Source organism: Paraburkholderia solisilvae, from assembly GCF_902859875.1.
Classification (GTDB): Bacteria; Pseudomonadota; Gammaproteobacteria; order Burkholderiales; family Burkholderiaceae; genus Paraburkholderia; species Paraburkholderia solisilvae.
Genome location: NZ_CADIKF010000005.1, coordinates 72230 through 89230, shown reverse-complemented (window position 1 = coordinate 89230; position 17001 = coordinate 72230). Strand labels below are relative to the sequence as shown.

15 protein-coding genes are annotated in these 17001 nt (G+C 58.3%); 8 read left to right on the top strand and 7 right to left on the bottom strand.

Annotation, left to right across the window (positions count from 1 at the left end; translation table 11 throughout):
- Positions 1 to 36: 36 nt before the first annotated feature.
- Positions 37 to 1218, bottom strand: coding sequence for an isovaleryl-CoA dehydrogenase (locus HV675_RS05190; RefSeq protein ID WP_175109718.1), 1182 nt, complete (start codon positions 1216 to 1218; stop codon positions 37 to 39).
- 275 nt (positions 1219 to 1493) lie between these two features.
- On the opposite strand from HV675_RS05190, the gene HV675_RS05185 reads away from it, so the two are divergent.
- Positions 1494 to 2279: a TetR/AcrR family transcriptional regulator gene (locus HV675_RS05185; RefSeq protein ID WP_175109717.1), complete on the top strand. Its 786-nt coding sequence runs from the start codon at positions 1494 to 1496 to the stop codon at positions 2277 to 2279.
- A gap of 225 nt (positions 2280 to 2504) precedes the next feature.
- Here HV675_RS05185 and HV675_RS05180 read toward each other — a convergent pair whose 3' ends face one another.
- A complete protein-coding gene (locus HV675_RS05180; RefSeq protein ID WP_175109716.1) occupies positions 2505 to 3326 on the bottom strand; it encodes a hypothetical protein in 822 nt (273 codons plus the stop codon).
- 463 nt (positions 3327 to 3789) lie between these two features.
- On the opposite strand from HV675_RS05180, the gene HV675_RS05175 reads away from it, so the two are divergent.
- The gene (locus tag HV675_RS05175) at positions 3790 to 5325 is read left to right on the top strand and encodes a class I adenylate-forming enzyme family protein (RefSeq protein WP_175109715.1); all 1536 of its coding nucleotides are present in this window, start codon (positions 3790 to 3792) and stop codon (positions 5323 to 5325) included.
- Between the two features lie 197 nt (positions 5326 to 5522).
- Here the strand turns inward: HV675_RS05175 and HV675_RS05170 are convergent, their stop codons facing one another.
- Positions 5523 to 5858: a hypothetical protein gene (locus HV675_RS05170; protein ID WP_175109714.1), complete on the bottom strand. Its 336-nt coding sequence runs from the start codon at positions 5856 to 5858 to the stop codon at positions 5523 to 5525.
- A 467-nt stretch (positions 5859 to 6325) separates the two neighbouring features.
- On the opposite strand from HV675_RS05170, the gene HV675_RS05165 reads away from it, so the two are divergent.
- The 3 genes from HV675_RS05165 to HV675_RS05155 all read left to right on the top strand — a co-directional run bounded on the left by HV675_RS05165 (position 6326) and on the right by HV675_RS05155 (position 9390).
- A complete protein-coding gene (locus tag HV675_RS05165; protein ID WP_246270102.1) occupies positions 6326 to 7918 on the top strand; it encodes an amidase in 1593 nt (530 codons plus the stop codon).
- A 338-nt stretch (positions 7919 to 8256) separates the two neighbouring features.
- On the top strand, positions 8257 to 8679 hold the full coding sequence (locus HV675_RS05160; RefSeq protein WP_175109713.1) for a winged helix-turn-helix transcriptional regulator: 423 nt from the start codon (positions 8257 to 8259) through the stop codon (positions 8677 to 8679).
- 267 nt (positions 8680 to 8946) lie between these two features.
- Positions 8947 to 9390: a hypothetical protein gene (locus tag HV675_RS05155; RefSeq protein WP_175109712.1), complete on the top strand. Its 444-nt coding sequence runs from the start codon at positions 8947 to 8949 to the stop codon at positions 9388 to 9390.
- A gap of 103 nt (positions 9391 to 9493) precedes the next feature.
- Here HV675_RS05155 and ilvC read toward each other — a convergent pair whose 3' ends face one another.
- From ilvC to HV675_RS05140, 3 genes are all read right to left on the bottom strand, one after another.
- Positions 9494 to 10510, bottom strand: a complete 1017-nt coding sequence (gene ilvC, locus HV675_RS05150) for a ketol-acid reductoisomerase (protein WP_175109711.1) — start codon at positions 10508 to 10510, stop codon at positions 9494 to 9496.
- Positions 10511 to 10736: 226 nt separating this feature from the next.
- Positions 10737 to 11309, bottom strand: coding sequence for a TetR/AcrR family transcriptional regulator (locus HV675_RS05145; protein WP_175109710.1), 573 nt, complete (start codon positions 11307 to 11309; stop codon positions 10737 to 10739).
- Between the two features lie 86 nt (positions 11310 to 11395).
- A complete protein-coding gene (locus HV675_RS05140; RefSeq protein WP_217478026.1) occupies positions 11396 to 11908 on the bottom strand; it encodes an HPP family protein in 513 nt (170 codons plus the stop codon).
- A 666-nt stretch (positions 11909 to 12574) separates the two neighbouring features.
- Between HV675_RS05140 and HV675_RS05135 the strand changes: the two genes are divergently transcribed.
- Positions 12575 to 14128, top strand: coding sequence for a GMC family oxidoreductase (locus HV675_RS05135; RefSeq protein ID WP_217478025.1), 1554 nt, complete (start codon positions 12575 to 12577; stop codon positions 14126 to 14128).
- Positions 14129 to 14191: 63 nt separating this feature from the next.
- Here the strand turns inward: HV675_RS05135 and HV675_RS05130 are convergent, their stop codons facing one another.
- Positions 14192 to 15064 (bottom strand): LysR family transcriptional regulator, encoded by an 873-nt coding sequence (locus tag HV675_RS05130; protein WP_175109708.1) that lies wholly within the window; start codon positions 15062 to 15064, stop codon positions 14192 to 14194.
- 100 nt (positions 15065 to 15164) lie between these two features.
- On the opposite strand from HV675_RS05130, the gene HV675_RS05125 reads away from it, so the two are divergent.
- Both HV675_RS05125 and HV675_RS05120 read left to right on the top strand, forming a co-directional pair.
- Entirely contained in the window at positions 15165 to 16175 is a 1011-nt protein-coding gene (locus HV675_RS05125) for an HPP family protein (RefSeq protein WP_175109707.1), read from the top strand.
- A gap of 64 nt (positions 16176 to 16239) precedes the next feature.
- Positions 16240 to 16776 carry a carboxymuconolactone decarboxylase family protein gene (locus HV675_RS05120; RefSeq protein ID WP_175109706.1) on the top strand — a complete coding sequence of 179 codons (537 nt, stop codon included), beginning with the start codon at positions 16240 to 16242 and terminating at the stop codon, positions 16774 to 16776.
- Positions 16777 to 17001 lie beyond the last annotated feature (225 nt).

Genomic DNA, 17001 nt, shown 5'->3' with positions numbered 1-17001 from the left:
GGCACTTCGGCGCTGCGATGCTTCGCGTGCGTACGATTACATCGTCTCCGCGAACAGCTCGCGGCCGATCAGCATGCGGCGGATCTCGCTCGTGCCCGCGCCGATCTCGTACAGCTTCGCATCGCGCCATAAGCGGCCGACCGGATATTCGTTGATGTAGCCGTTGCCGCCGAGAATCTGGATCGCTTCGCCCGCCATCCAGGTGGCCTTCTCGGCGGTATAGAGAATGACACCGGCGCAGTCCTTGCGCACCTGGCGTATATGGCCCTGACCCAGCGAGTCGAGATTGCGGCCCACGGCGTAAAGATACGCACGGCAAGCCTGGAATGTCGTGTAAAGATCGGCGACCTTGCCCTGGATCAGCTGGAATTCGCCGATCGATTGACCGAACTGCTTGCGGTCGTGAATATATGGCACGACCGCGTCCATCACCGCGGCCATGATGCCGGTCGGGCCGCCCGCCAGCACCGCGCGCTCGTAATCGAGCCCGCTCATCAACACCTTGACGCCGCCATTCACTTCGCCGAGCACGTTTTCTTCCGGCACCTCGACATTGTCGAACACCAGTTCGCCGGTATGAGACCCGCGCATTCCGAGCTTGTCGAGTTTCTGCGCGACAGAAAAACCCCGCGCATCTTTCTCGACGATAAACGCGGTAATGCCGCGCGCGCCCGCTTCGATGTCCGTCTTCGCATAGACGACCAAGGTATCGCAATCGGGACCGTTGGTAATCCACATCTTGGTACCGTTCAGAACGTAATGGTCGCCCTTTTTGTCCGCGCGCAATTTCATGCTAACGACATCCGAGCCCGCATTCGGCTCACTCATGGCGAGCGCCCCGACGTGTTCTCCCGATACCAGCTTCGGCAAATACTTGCGCTTCTGCACGTCGGTGCCGTTGCGATGGATCTGGTTCACGCACAGATTCGAATGCGCGCCGTAGGACAGGCCGACCGACGCCGACGCGCGCGAGATTTCTTCCATCGCCACCATGTGCGCCGTATAGCCCATGTTTGCGCCGCCGTACTCTTCGGACACCGTCATGCCGTGCACGCCGAGGTCGCCGAACTTGCGCCACAGGTCCATCGGAAACTGATCGGTACGGTCGATCTCGGCGGCACGCGGGGCGATCTCTTTCGCGGCGAACCCCGCGATGCTGTCACGCAGCATTTCGATCTCTTCACCGAGCGGGAAATGCAGGCCGGGCACAGTGCTCATTCGTAGCTCCCAAATAACCTGCCGGATGGACAGCACGCATGCCGCAGCGCGACATCCGGCAATTTCTGAGCGAGGCTCAGTATTTTCCGCGACCGCCCGAACGATGTACCGTTCCGGACGCCATGACATTACGCATTTCACGCCAGATTTACGTAAGCGTCAATAGGTATTTCTGAGCGAAGCTCATAAAACAGGACACGTACTGGAACCTTACGTGCCATGCTAGTATCGAAGCGTGCCGGACCCATCCGGCACTGAATCTGAATTGGGCTCATATGATGCGCGTAACAAGGGACGAGACGCCGGCCTCGCGCCGGCAGCCGGCCGGACGCAAGTCGCAGCAGCGTGTGAAGGAAATTCTCGAAGCCGGCCGCGACGTGTTCTCCGAAAAAGGATACGAGCGAGCGACCACCGCGGAAATTGCGCATCGGCTCGGTATTTCCGAGGCCACCGTATTCAGCTATTTCCGTGGCAAGCGCGAGTTGTGCGCGCGCGTCATCGGCGATTGGTACGACGAAATCATCGAAGCGATCGAGGCGGGGCTGCCGCGCGACAGCGGCGTGCGCCAGCAGTTCGCGTTTATCGTTCGCACCCATTTGCGGCTGATGCTCGTCAACGGCACCGGGCTGTGCTCGCTCGTGCTATCCGAAGGACGAACGCAGCAGCACGAGTTGAGCGAGGCGCTCACCGGCCTGCACCGTCGCTATACCGCGCCGCTGATGCGTGTGCTTGCGCAAGGCCAGGCCACCGGGCAGGTGCGTGCGGACATGCCGCTGCGGCTGTTGCGCTCGCTGGTGTTCGGACCGATGGAGCATGTGCTGTGGGAAGCGACCCTCGTGAACCGCCGCACCGATATCGACGCCACGGCGGACCGGTTAATCGATGTGCTGTGGTCCGCATTGCAGCCACCGGACATTGCGCGAACGGGGCTCGTCCAGTTTCGCAACGACGTATTCGAAGCGGCCCGCCGGCTCGAGCAGGCCGAGCGTGCACACTGCGAAGCGCCAGTTGCACGCGACACACGGCGTTCGCGCAAGGAGAACGGTACCGACGGCACGTAGGCGCCGCCCGGTCGTCGCCCATCTTCGACACGGCTGCCAGGAACAATGGCTTCGACTGCGCATTCGCGACGGGTGCACGCCATGACAAGCAGACATCGGATTGCTTTAATTCCGGGCGACGGAATCGGTGTCGAAGTGATGCACCAGGTAGAGCACTGAGGCCTGCGCGTATTGATGGCCATGCTCGCATTCCGGATCGCATTACATTGGCGATGCCCGCCGACGTCACGAACTCCAATGCGACAGATTGATGCTGTCCAGTTCTCTTCTAATCGACAGCAATTCGATATTCGCATAGGAGAATTTGCTCGATTCGGAACTCCTTTCGCGATTGATCTCGTCTTCTTCGCGCTTTAACATCAGTGCATCGGCCCTCAGTCTGGCACTTTCATACAATATCTCTGCGCTCGCGGGTCCATGCGAACGGCGCTCGAGTTCCGCGACCCTGCGGTCGATTTCGTCGCACCTGCGTGCCAGGTCTGTAGAGCGCCGATCGAGCTGCATCATTCGGTCCTGGCATCGACGCATCTCGGCTTCAACTGACTCTTTGCGATTGGTGAGTTCGCTGAACCGTTGCGACTGGGTATCTCCGCCGCCCTTCAGTCCGACATCGGAATGGATGCGCCAGGTTCCATCATCGCTTCGTGTAACGGGAATTCCAGGCTTTGCGGGATTATCGGGTTGCCAGATCCGCCAGGTCCGATTGGACGCGTCGTACTTGACCGGGTAACCACGGTCGCCGCTCACAATAAACTCTCTTCCTTTCGCATCGACCATGACGCCTGGTGTCGGCGAATGGCTGTATTCGTCCGGTAATTTTGCTAATGCGTAGCTTTGCGGCCAGTTGGACTGGGCGCCTGTCGAACCCGACGCGCTACGCGGACGGTTGCCGTTCTGATGTGTAGCGATGCGCACTTTGCCGGTCGAACCTGAAGACCCGCCCTTCTTTACCACCTCTGCGGAAGGACCTGGTCGCACCACTTCGGCCGGAACCTGCTCGACATGGGGCGTACTCGGTATGGACTCGCGATGAACAGACGGCAGCATATGACCTCTTTCAAAATGGAGAAATTCGATGCAACCCGCAACAGGTTTGCCAGCGCAATACAGGAAGTTGCGCGCGCAAGCATCGAAGTCCGTTGCGGTTGTTTCGCCATTAAATCAATCGCGCAATGGACCAGGTAGTAATCCGGAACCCAGCCGGAACTTGCGCGCTCCCGCACTCGAACCCGGCATGTTGTATCACCGGGTTCGCGAGCTCTTCTAGCCGAACGCTTGCGCGTACCTGATGACAGACTAAAAAGTCCGTACAGCGTCGGAATTCGAACGCCTACTTCGTTGGAACGCTTTGCCATGAGCGTCGCGCCTATGCTTTACTAAAGATCATTTTTCCGGAGATCGGATACCGCTGCATGCGCTCTATCGACCACCGCTGTTGTCCGCACCGTTACCGGGGCAACGCAGCTCCCGGACAGCTGATTGATCGCGCAGGCAGTACCGAAGGAGCAGCATGACTGCCGGGACGAATAGGTCGACGTCGCCCCTCGCGGCGCTCGCCGCACGCGCCAGAGTGGCGCCCGACAAAACGGTCCTCATCTGCGGCAGCAGGCATTGGACCCCCGCCCGTCTGCTGGAGGATTGCGACCGGCTGGCGTCCGCGCTGGCCGCACGCGGCGTTCGGCCTGGTGATCGCGTCGCCCTTCACATGCTGAACATCGCGGAAGCCGTGATCGCCTACCTCGCCTGTTTTCGCATCGGCGCGATCGCGACACCACTCAACACGCGCTTCAAGACTGCGGAGCTGTCTCACTGGATCGAGCGGACGACGCCTGCGATCTACCTTGGACAAGGCGACCTGTATGAGAATTTCGCCGACGTCCCACAAGACCTGCTGCCAGACACGGCACGCTATGTGGTGGGCTCGACCGGGTCCATCGGCAAGGCACGGACCTGGGTGGAGCTGATGGAAACGGGTCGACCCCGTCGCTTCTTTGCCGCCCCTGATCCTGATGCCGCGGCCGTTTTGCTGGCGACGTCCGGCACGACAAGCGGGCGCGGCAAGCTCGTGGTCTGGACTCATCGCACCCTCGCCTCGTTCGGCCCGGTTGCGGCAGCGCGCGGGCCTGCGGGAGAAATGGTGTTTGCGGTAGTCGCTACGTTGATGCACACCTCCGGTATGGTCATTTCCATCATCTCGCTCATCCGGGACTTCGTGATGGTGCTGATCCCACGATTCGATCCGGACATGGTGCTCGACGCAATCGAACATCATCGCTGCACCAGCATCGGTGGCCTTCCCTTCATGTATGCCGCCCTCGCGCAACGACAGAAACTCAAGCCGCGTGATGTCGCCTGCCTGCGCGCCTGCACGTATGGCGGCGATACGTGTGCGACCGAAATCGCCGAATCGTTCGAAGAGCAATTCGGCGTGCATTTGCGCTCGATATGGGCAGCCACCGAAGAACCGGGCGTATCCACGCCTGGCACAAGGGCCGGTCCATATTTCGGCTTGGTGCCGGAAGCCGAATTCCGCGTCATGAATGAGGCGGGCAATCCTGTGCCGGACGGCGAAACGGGCGAGATGTGGCTGAGATCGCCCACTACCGCGCCGGGCTATTGGGAAAGCCCCGGCGTCATCACTTCGCTACCGGATGGCTTCTTCCATTCCGGCGATCTTGTACGCGTGAGTGGCGAACGCGAGGTTCAGTACATAGGCCGCAAGAAGGATCTGATCGTCCGCGGCGGCTCGAAAATATCCCCACTCGAGGTCGAAGCGGTGTTGCAGGATCACCCGAACGTTCGCGAAGTGGCGGTTGTGGGTCTTCCCGATCCCGTGCTCGGGCAACGGGTTGGCGCGCTGCTGGTCCTGAAAGACGGGGCGGACGCCGCGCCAATCCTCGCGGCGGCGAAGAAGAGACTGGCCGACCATAAAGTGCCCGAGATCTGGGCGATGATCGACAAGCTGCCGCGCAATGCGCTGACCAAGATCGACCGCAACGCGGTGGCGGAAGCCATAGCCAAAGATGGTGAGCGCCTGGATGTCTGATCACGCCACATTCGCCCTTCGATCACGCGAATACGATCGCGCCGCCGCATCGAAATAAGGCTCGCTCTTTAGATACCGGCCGCCGATTCGTGGATGGGTCCCTGCAGCGAATACCTATGGCGGCGCGGCCTCTTGCAATCTCTCGCTCGATGCAACGCATCTGAACCCGTGCGACAGGCGTGAGTTCGAGGAACGCGCTACTTGTACTCCACCAATATCTCGCGATAGCGCTTGTCTCCCTCATTTCGCGCTTTGTGAGTGACGGGAACGCGGGTCCCCTTGCCGACACTCGACAGTATTTCAAGGTATCCGTTTTCACACAGCAAGGAATAGACCCCGCCCGTCGATACCTCGAAGACGCCGAGGTCGCTGCCGTGTTCGTCGTAGATGCGCAGCGGAGCGCCTTCAATGGCGTACCACATGTATGAACGCATATGGGTATGTACAGGTGTCTCTTCGCCTGGATCGAGAATGAGATCCCATACGATGATCTTGTCGTTTTCAAATACCTTCTCGGTACCCACGTCGGCCATGATTTTCTCCTTGAATTTTCGTAAGCGATCGGTCCAGATGTCACGATTCTCCACGCCAACGTCGTGAGCCGCCCGCGAACCCCGGAAGACCAGAGGTATTGCGCGAAGCGCCCGACCCCGTAATTTCGCTAACCTGGCTGCGCGGACACGCGACGTGCCCCCTGGATCATCGCCGGACCAGCATTTTGAGCGCCGGCTGTAATCCCGCACCGATGGTTGTTGACGAGTTGAATGGCAGCCTCTACCATTCACCTAACCTAACGTTAGGTAGGTACACGACCTCGTGCATCGACGTGCAGTGAAATGGATCGCGTCGCTAGGTACGGCCAGCCACGGCCAAGGTTTAACCAACCTCTCCTGAAGCAGGCGATGCGTGTATTCGTGTATATACACATACAAACTTGCGAATGGGGCGCTTAGGGCCCATTCGTCGATGGAACGACCGCGTTCTCCCTGGAGGAAAACTGATGACTGTCACTCGCCGGCATATTCTCGCGACCGTCGGCGCCGTCGCCGCGACCCTGGCCGCTTCGAAGAGCGCCTTCGCCGGGTCAAACAGCCAGGACCATCGGAGTCGTACTGTGTCACAACCCGATCGCCGTGAAAACACACGCATTCCGCCGGCGGAACCGCCGATGCACTACAAGGACGCAACGGAGATTGCCGCCTTGATACGATCCAGGCAGGTCTCTCCTATCGAAGTAATGCAATTGCATCTTGATCGAATAGCGTCGGTAAACCCGAAGTTGAACGCAATTGTCACCCTCGTAAGCGAGCAGGCACTGGAGAACGCCAAAATCGCGGAAGCGGCCGTCATGAACGGATCTGCACTGGGCCCGCTTCATGGTGTGCCATTTACCGTCAAGGATGCGATCGACACGGCCGGCGTTCTAACGCAACGTGGCTCACATATCTTCAAAGGACGCATTCCCGGCACGGACGCAACAGGTGTCGCACGCCTGAAGTCGGCTGGCGCGATCCTGATGGCGAAGACCAATCTTCCCGAATTTTCATTCGGTATCGAGACCGACAATGTCTTGACCGGAAGAACCAATAATCCGTGGAATATCGATCACACGCCAGGCGGATCGAGCGGAGGAGAAGCGGCCGCGATCGCCGCGGGCATGTCGCCGCTCGGATTTGGCAGCGACGTTGGTATCTCGATCCGCGGACCTGCCGCCCATACCGGAATCGTAGGATTCAAGCCGACGCACGGACGCATTCCAACAACCGGACACTGGCCGCAAGTCCCGCGCCGATACTGGCACGTCGGCCCGTTAGCCCGAAGCGTGAGAGACATCGTGTTGGCTTACTCGATCCTTGCAGGCCCAGACGGCGTCGATGGATACGCGCAGAGCCCGTTGGACATGGACGCGTACGTGCAGCGTAAGTCCGATCGCCCGTTGCGAGTCGGATGGTTGGCAGAGCCAGGATTTGGCCCGGTTGCGTCTGACGTTGCCGCTACTGTCAAGGCTGCAGCGTATGCGTTGCGAGATTTGGGTTGCCTTGTCGAAGAAGTTCGACTGCCAGCCCTCGAGCAGCTCAATAGTCTGGAAATCTACTCCAAAGTCAGTGTTCCGGAGCGGAAATCCTATTTTGCGCACTATGTTGGAGACCGCCAATCGCTCCTTTCGAGGAACGTTGCAGCGTACCTCAAGGTTCCCGATCCGTCCCAGCAGGAATATGTTACAGCCGAGCAAGCTGCAGAGCGCTTCCGCGACGTGTTCGCCGGGTTTTTCCAACGCTATGACGCCTTCCTTTGCCCGGTGACCCCTATTCATGCGCCGATACACGGTCTCTCCGAGTATGTGATCAATGGTGTCACTGTACCCGCCTGGCATATGGTGCGAGCCACCGTCCCGTTCAATCTGACGGGGCTGCCCGCGTTGTCGCTGCGCTTCGGAACGAGCGACGATAACCTGCCGATCGGTGTTCAACTGGTTTCACGGTGGTACGCCGATTCGACCGTCCTTCATCTGGCTTCGTTGCTTGAATCGGTCAGCGCGGTACGAAATCTGCATCCGGAAATCAACGCGAAGACGGACCCGGCGATGACGTGATATTTGCCACGGCAAAATGAGTTCGCCAATTGAGCACGATTCATTTCCATAATTTCTTTAGCATCACTTTCTGTCAGGCAAAGCAGGACGGGAAGCAAACACCCGATCTCTAACGCTCAGGGCTCAAAAACTTGGTATCTTAAAAGATACCAGGCAACACGATACGTTCCTTGAACCAGCATCGGGAATACGCTTTGGTCAAAATAAATTTACCGTCTTCCCGGAGCAAATAATGCGCGGCAATACGACGTACATACATGACGAACGCTATAGTACGGTCTGGTGTGTTGTCTGAAAATGATTAGCGCGATCCTAAGTATCCTTAACGGAACTGCAGTATGCTCGAGCAAGTTAATTCTTCCGATGTGGACGCATGTCGCGTTCTTCTAGATCAACTGGCCGATAAATGGACTTTCACTGTCTTTCTGGCTCTTCGCGACCGCCCGCTCCGTTTTAACGAACTCAAGCGGCGAGTATCCGGTATCACCCAGAAAGCGCTCACTCAAAGCTTACGCCGACTGGAACGTAATGGCATGGTCTCGCGACGCATCGTCGAAACTGCTCCGCCAGGCGTCGAGTATTCCGTCTCCGCAATTGGAAAGAGCATGTCGGAGCCGCTTGGCGTGCTCGCTCAATGGGCAGCGCAACAGCTTCCGTCGATACTGGCGGCCCAGGCACAATTCGACGCGCGCCCCGAAGGCCTTACGCATACCGACGCGGCCGACCTCTCAGACTACGACACGGTCACTGTGCGAGACTAGCTTTGGAATTTTTTTGTTCGCTAATATGATGCATATCATATAATTCCCAGCCGACGTTTTCCGTTCCGAGATATATCCGGACAACGTCGACAATGTCTATGTCTGCGGAGGAACCGCAGAGCCGTCAGCGGACGTCGCGCGACGCCTCATGTCACCAGCCAGTCGAAACAGCAAGACGTAATCGATCGAAAACGTGTGGGTATCTGCGACCTGGAATAAATTTCCAAGGATGCTGTTTTATCATTCAAGCGACATCTATAGCGAACGATGGTGAATATCCAGCATTCAATTCTTCTGCCTGCCGTTGTTCTGGCGACATGGACGTCGATCTGGCACTGGGGGCGCAGTCTGATTGGATTTTTGCTTACCTTGATATTTGGCATCCCGATGCGTAAGGACGCGCAATGGGCATCGAACCGTACGATTGCTCTCGATTCCCTTAAAGACGGTGTCTGGCTGAACCCGTACCGTGATGGCTTGCTGAATGTATCAGTGACTTTTTATGTCCTGTCTATGGCATTCGCAATCACAGGCAGGGTCGACAGTCTGTATTTTATATTGGCTTGGGGCTATGTGATACTTGGTATCGTTTTTAGCCTAAGCAGCGCACTTGCCATTGGCGCCATCAACAGACAATTCTTGTTTTTTGTTTCAATAGCCTTTCTTCAGATACTCTCCGTACGGTTTATTCTCGTCGAATTCGTTTGCTAAGCGCGCGCACAGTTCGCGTTCAAATGCCCGTCATGTCCAGGAGGCCCGCACCGACGTCGCACAGATGACATCGGCCGGGCCACACCAACTTTCGGATAACGTATCAATTCTTCGACTGATCGACGAGCTTGTTCTTCGCGATCCACGGCATCATCGCGCGCAGCTTCGCACCGACCTGTTCGATCTGGTGCTCGGCCGTCAGTCGGCGGCGCGACTGCAGCGTCGGCGCGCCCGCGCGGTTTTCGATGATGAAGCTCTTCGCGTACTCGCCGGTCTGGATGTCCTTCAGCACATCCTTCATCACCTTCTTCGTTTCTTCCGTGATGATGCGCGGACCCGTCACGTACTCGCCGTACTCCGCGTTGTTCGAGATCGAGTAGTTCATGTTCGCGATGCCGCCTTCGTAGATCAGATCGACGATCAGCTTCAGTTCATGCAGGCACTCGAAGTACGCCATTTCCGGCGCGTAGCCCGCTTCGACCAGCGTCTCGAAGCCGGCTTTGATCAGGTCCACCGTGCCGCCGCACAGCACCGCCTGTTCGCCGAACAGGTCGGTTTCCGTTTCTTCGCGGAAGTTCGTCTCGATTACGCCGGCACGGCCGCCGCCGTTGGCCGCCGCGTACGACAGCGCGATATCGCGCGCCGCGCCCGACTTGTCCTGCGCCACCGCGACCAGATGCGGCACGCCGCCGCCCTGCGAATACGTGCTGCGCACCGTGTGACCCGGCGCCTTCGGCGCGATCATGATCACGTCGAGATCCGCGCGCGGAATCACCTGGCCGTAGTGCACGTTGAAGCCGTGTGCGAAAGCGAGCGCCGCGCCCTGCTTGATGTTCGCGTGCACTTCGCTCCTGTACACCTCAGCGATCTGCTCGTCGGGCAGCAGCATCATCACGACGTCGGCGCCCTTCACGGCGTCCGCCACTTCCTTCACGGTCAGACCCGCGTTCTCGGCCTTGCTCCACGAAGCGCCGCCCTTGCGCAGACCGACCGTCACCTTCACGCCGCTGTCCCTCAGGTTCAGTGCGTGCGCATGGCCTTGCGAGCCGTAGCCGATGATCGTGACCTGCTTGCCTTTGATCAGGGAGAGGTCGGCGTCCTTGTCATAAAAAACCTTCATATTTCCTCTTACTTAATGAAAATGGTGAGTAGTCGCTGTGTGGGAGAGCCTTCTGCGATTACTTTCGGTTTCCTTATAGTCTAGATACCGAAAAGCTACCTGGCAGACAACGTTCGCAGTTTACCCTAACGATCGTTAGTTCGCTCGGTGGATGGTTCGGCAGGTATTTCAGTGAACCAATCAGGGAAGCTATCTCGCGCCATTCGTCGGGAAAGTTCGTATGGCTTCAAGCGGTCCCGGCGACGAGTGCACGGGCAACTTCCTTCGCATCGGTCGCGGCGTCCGCGTTTCCTTCCACCATGGCCAGCGTGATCGCTCCATCGAGCAGGACGAGCAGTTGGCGCGCAAGCGCGTGCGTGTTGGTTGCGCCACTCGCGATGCACAGGCGTTCGACGAATTCGAGCAGCCGTGCGCTATGCGCGCGGGTGACGAGCTTGATCTCGCGACACGTATTCCTCATTTCCGCTGCGGCGTTCAGTAGCGCGCATCCGTTCAAACCGTCGCGGTGAAGCCAATCGCACAAGACGTCGAACATGCCGACCAGCTGTTCGGATACGACGATACTCCTCGCGAGCGTGCTGCATTCGAACCACGCAATCCATCTTTCGCTTCTGCGCTGAAGCACCGTGGAGAACAGTTCGTCCTTTGATTTGAAGTGCCGATAGAGGCTTTTTCGGGCCGCGCCCGAGTGGCGTACGATCGCGTCGACGCCCATCCCATTGATACTCGCTGAATCGAGGAGTTCGTCGACGGCGTCGAGTAGCCGCTCGCGCGGACCGAATGGAGATGAATAGTGCATGGAGTACACCGGGGAAGAATGTTGAACGGGTGCCGCGGCGGTCATCGCGCAACTGTCACGGCTCATGTGCAAAACCCGCGGTCGGGTCAGCACCAGTATTTCGGCCAGGATTTGTCCTTGCCGACGTTATTGACCAGCAGAGCGACCAGTACGAGGATCACGGTGCTGGCCAATACTGGGGTCACGAGAAAGCTCCAGCTCAGTTTGCCCGCGATCATCACGACGAGTGGATCCGCTCCAGCAGGCGGATGCGAGACTCGCGTGTACAGCATCAACGCAATGGCTATGCCGACCGCGACGCCCATCGCTATTGGGCCGACGCCGATGAACTTGAGGAAGACCAGTCCGACAAGGCTGGATAGCAGATGGCCGAAAACAACGTTTCTGGGCTGCGCAAACGGGGCATCAGGCGCACCGAAAAGCAGAAAACATGAAGCGCCGAGCGGCGCCATCAGAAGCGGTACGTGGTAAGACCGCGTAATGGCCGCAACGATGCCTATGCCCAACCCGCCGCCAATCAGGCCATTGACAATATGCCTCAACGAGGGTGCTGCGGGACGCACGCCACCGCCCCGGATCTTTTTAATGATTGTCGACATCGAATAACTCCATAAGTGGTTGGTGCATGAGTTGATTGGTCTCCTCTTGCACGTTAGCAACACCATCGATCAGACTCAGCGTCTTTTCTGAAGCGGCACGACGTTGACCGGTCGAGAAGCTACGCAAGACGTACCTCGATCGTCACCAGCCCGCACGGCTCGTGCATATGCCTCGCGGCCGACTGCCTTCATGTCGACAGGAAGTTGGCCTGCCTTATCGAGCGGAGTCGTCAAGTCTTCGGCGTACGTTGTCAAGCCATTCGAGCGCGCGCGCAAATCGCACCAGCATCTCGACTCTTCGCGCTTCAAGGTCGCCTGCACCACCGGGTGGCTTTCAGTTTCAACCGCATTGGGAAAAATCACCTGAATTCAGGTTACCCAACCAACTCCGCTGCTAATTTAAGAGGAGCATGTCCGCTACGGAGGACTGAATCGCGAAAGTAACGCGCATGGCACGAAAGAATATTTTTAATATTTTGACTAATGTAGATACCAGATTTCCAAATGACACCCACCATTCTCTTTTGATTCTTACTATCGAATTTCTGGCTAAGCGCTGTCTTTAGCGAGAAGTGTGGAAGGCTTCAACACTGTGCTCATGTTTAACGTTAGCTTGATCAGGTCTTTGCTAGGCTTAAGATGATCAACCATTCAAAGGTGCCGACAGTGTCAAGCGAAGTGTTCGACTACATCGTCGTTGGAGGAGGCGCTGCCGGTAGCGTGCTGGCTGCGCGCCTCAGCGAGCGCGCGGACGTAAGCGTTCTCCTGATCGAGGCAGGAAGTTCCGATTACGCGCCGGAAATCAATGTCCCGTTAGCCTCAATGCAACTCTTCAAGACGAAGTTCGATTGGGACTATTGCAGCGAACCAGAGCCGGCGTTGGATAGGCGAAGCATTTATGTTCCGCGAGGAAAGACCTTGGGGGGCAGCACGTCGATAAACTCGATGCTATACCTGCGAGGCAACCCGGCTGACTATGATGAATGGGCTCGAGCCGGTGCGTTCGGGTGGTCATATGAGGAACTGTTGCCCTACTTCATCAAATCGGAACGGAACAACCGATGGGACGATCGCTGGCATGGCCGGGGCGGTCCTTTGGCGGTTCAGGATGGCCGGTCCGGTCTATCGGAGTTCGACTGGTTTATCGATGCAGCCATCGAAGCCGGCCATCCACGCAACGACGACTTTAACGGCCAGTCACAAATGGGCGTCGGCTATTATCAATTGATGCAGCACAGGGGCGTGCGATGCAGTGCGGCCCACGCGTATCTGCATCCCGCCCACGAACGGAAAAATCTGACTGTCAAAGCGAACGCGCTAGTCACAAAGGTGGTCCTGGACGGAATGCGTGCGGTCGGCGTCGCGGTCGATCGCGACGGGGCCGAAGAGATCTATCGTGCGGATCGCGAAGTCATTCTGTCGGCCGGAAGTTACAACTCGCCTCAGCTTCTCATGTTGTCGGGAATCGGACCGGCAGCTCATTTGTCCGGGATGGGATTGAATGTGGTCGCCGATTTGCCGGTCGGCGAGGGTCTTCAGGATCATCCGATGCTCGGGCTCATCTACCTGACCGATGAACGTACGTTGAGTTTCGCGGGTACCGCGGAAGATTTCCGACAGTTTCAGACTGAGGGGAGAGGGCCGCTTACTTCAAATGCCGTGGAAGCAGGCGGTTTTCTTTCGACTCAGGGGCATGCGTCTATTCCGGACATCCAGTTGTACTTCTGCCTGGCGCTGTACGGCAACGCCGGCTTGATGAAGCCTCACGACGAGGGACTCGGAATCGCTGTGAACCTTATGAAGCCGTTGAGTAGAGGCCGTGTGTCGCTGCGCTCCAGCCGACCGGACGCGAAACCTCGCATTCTTTTCAACTATTTCCAGGAAATTGAAGATCGCAAGGTTGCGCTGGAAGGCGTTCGAACGGCGCTTGAAGTTTGCCAGCAGCCTTCGTTGCGAGGCCGACTGCGTGCGCCATACCTGATTCCAAAGTCGCCTGATTCCACGGATATCTGGAAGTTCGTGCAAGAGAACATTGAAACCGGGCATCATCCGGTCGGCACATGCGCTATCGGCACAGTGGTCGATCCGCAACTTCGAGTGCTCGGCATGGACGGACTACGTGTGGTCGACGCGTCCGTGATGCCGTCCATCATACGCGGCAACACGACTGCACCTGTTATCGCGATAGCAGAACGTGCGGCCGATATTTTGAATCAATAAGCCGGCATCCTAATTATTTTTCATCGGTGTCTCGCACATCAGCCGTCACACGTCCAAAGCGTCCTAACCGTTATCCGCAAAGACCGGATTTTCGGCTACGACTTTCAGCAGGAAGTCCATGACTGCCCGTATTTGCGGCGAACGGCGCAGGTCTTCATGGACCGCCATCCAGATATCGCGCGAAAACGCTTCGCCATCGTACGGGACCCGCTGCAGCTTCGCATCGGTATCGGCCAGGAAATCGGGCAGACCCGCCACGCCGGCGCCTGCCCGAGCGGCTACCAGATGCCCGTTGATATCGCTGATTTCGCAGGCAATCGGCCTTTTCCCTGCTATGTTCATCAACCACTTCTGCTGCGACACGCCCACAAAGCCAGCGTCATAAGCAATGAACTCCCAGGCGGACGGATCGTGCAGATGCGGATAGTCCTTGCTCGCGTACAGGCCAAACGTCACGCGCCCCAACTTCCGCACGACGCTGGTGGGTTCCTCGGGCCGAGTCAGTCTCAGAACGACATCCGCCTCGCGTCGGCTGAGAGAAACCTGCCGCGTCTCGCCGGAAACCGACAGCTGTACGCCAGGATTGGCGTGACGAAAGACTGTCAGATGCTTCACCAGAAAATTCGCCACTAGCATCGGCGGTGCGCTAAGCGTGACCTTGCCGCTCAACGGCGAACGGCTGGCGTCGAGGAATCGTTCAATCGCGTACGCGCCCTCTTCCATTTCCTGCGCCAACTCGAGCACGCGCTGGCCGATTGGCGTGAGCTTGCAAGCCTTGGGCTGGCGTTCGATCAAGCGGGTCTTGATTTCGCCCTCCAGCGCGCTCAAACGCCGACTGACCGTCGCGTGATCGACCTTAAGGCTGCGGGCGGCGCCCGACAACGTCCCGGTGCGGGCGACGGCCAGGAAGTATCGAATATTTTCCCAATCGAACATCTGTGCAATTACTCAAGGATGGGTTGCAGGTGTGGGGAATATTCGCACAGTTCCGAAATCCCTATCATCAGGCCAGTTAAGCCGTGAAGGTGCGTTTCTGATGAGCCTGTCCATACACCGCGATCGACGCGGCACGTTTGCCGACCCCTTGATCCTTGGGGCCGTGCTTTCGATCGCCCTTCTGGCTGTTGTCGCAAAGGTCGCACTTCTGACTGGCGCGTTCTATGTTCTTTTTCCCGAACTGGCCGCGTTGAGTTATGACGTATTCACGCGCCCCGCGGGAGCATGGGCGCGCTCGCCCGTCATGCTGGCGATCACTCCCGCGGTGACCGCGGCGCTGGGCACCGCGCTCACGCAAGCGATGGTGTACAGCCTGTGGTCTGTCATGCTGACCATTGCCGGCGCAATAGTCATCATCGGTTTGATGCGTTCGCCCATCATGCCCGCCATTTCCGCGGCCTTTCTGCCACTCGCGTTCGGTATCACGAGCTGGTGGTACCCGGTCTCCATCGCCGCCGTGATGGCCCTTCTCGCTGTCGTCTCGACAATTTACGGCCGCATGCTGGCTTCGGGCGATGTTCGTCAAACACCCGCGCCCGACATCGCAGCGCAAGCCGATGGAATTGTGCGTGCGCCACGCGTCAGAAAGCGGCTGCCCATTTTCATTTTCTTCGCGTTTCTTCTCCTTGCGTACGGATTAGCCGCCGTCACCGGTCTGCGGCTGATTCTGTTTCCGCCGCTTGTCATGTTCGCCTTCGAGATCTTCAACAACGCTGACAACCGTCCATGGGCGAAGCGGCCCCTTGCCTTGCCGCTTGTCTGCACGATCACCGCCGGCGCGGGGCTCGCCGCGCTTGTGTGGTTCGGCGCCGGCCCGCTGTCAGTCGTCATTTCGTTGCTGGTCGGAATCGTGACGTTGCGTGCGCTGCGCCTCCACTTTCCACCCGCCCTGACAGTGGGCCTTTTGCCGCAGATCATGCTGCAGCCCGACTGGCGTTTCGTGCTCGCCGTCACACTCGGCAGCGCGGCGCTTGTCGGCGTATTTCTGCTCGCTCGTCCACTCGTGCTCAAGCAAACCGTAGCCCTCGAAGCGGACGGAGAAACTGCTTAGGTTTACTACGCTACTGCCATACCACGTGTCATTCACTTATTTCCACCACTCGAAGGAAAGCATCATGCCTCGTCTCCATACTATCGCGCTGTCCGAAGCTACCGGCCGCGCGGCTGAATTGTTCAAAGGTGTCAAAGCGGCCGTCGGCAAGGTCCCGAATTCATACGTTGGCATCGGCGGCAATAGTCCGGTCGCGCTGGAGGCGTTGCTGAATCTCGAGGCATCGCTGAAAAAGAGCAGCTTGAGCGCGCGCGATATTGAAGTCGTCAAACTGGTCGTCAGCGAGACCACCGGCTGCGACTATTGCCTCGCCGCACACACAATGGTTGCCCAAAAATTCGGCTTTGACCGTGAAGCCATTCTGGCGTTGCGTCAGATCCGGCCGTCGGGCGATGCGCGCAATGACACGTTGGCCTGGTTTGTGCGACATCTGCTCACCACGACCGGTACCGTTCAAACCGATGTGGTCGCGGTAGTCAAAGAGGCCGGCGTCACCGACGAGCAGATCGTCGATCTCACAATGGCCGTCGCCGCCATCGTCTTCACCAACCTGTTTAACCGTATCAACGACACCACGCTCGACTTCCCTGCTGCGGACTAGCGCAAACGGCGGCGCCGTCCGCCTGTCATAGGAAGTGCCGAAATTTACATGTGTGGGGTGGCGTAAGCGCCGCATTGCTTCTGGTCGCAGCGCCTTCATGGAGGCTACACTTCAAGCGTGAACTATCACGATCAGGTGCCGGACGAGGGCGTGACGTGCGATAGCGTGTCACCGCTTTGCGATCAAATGCGCGACGGTCAATGTGTCTCGCGCGCGAGACACGTC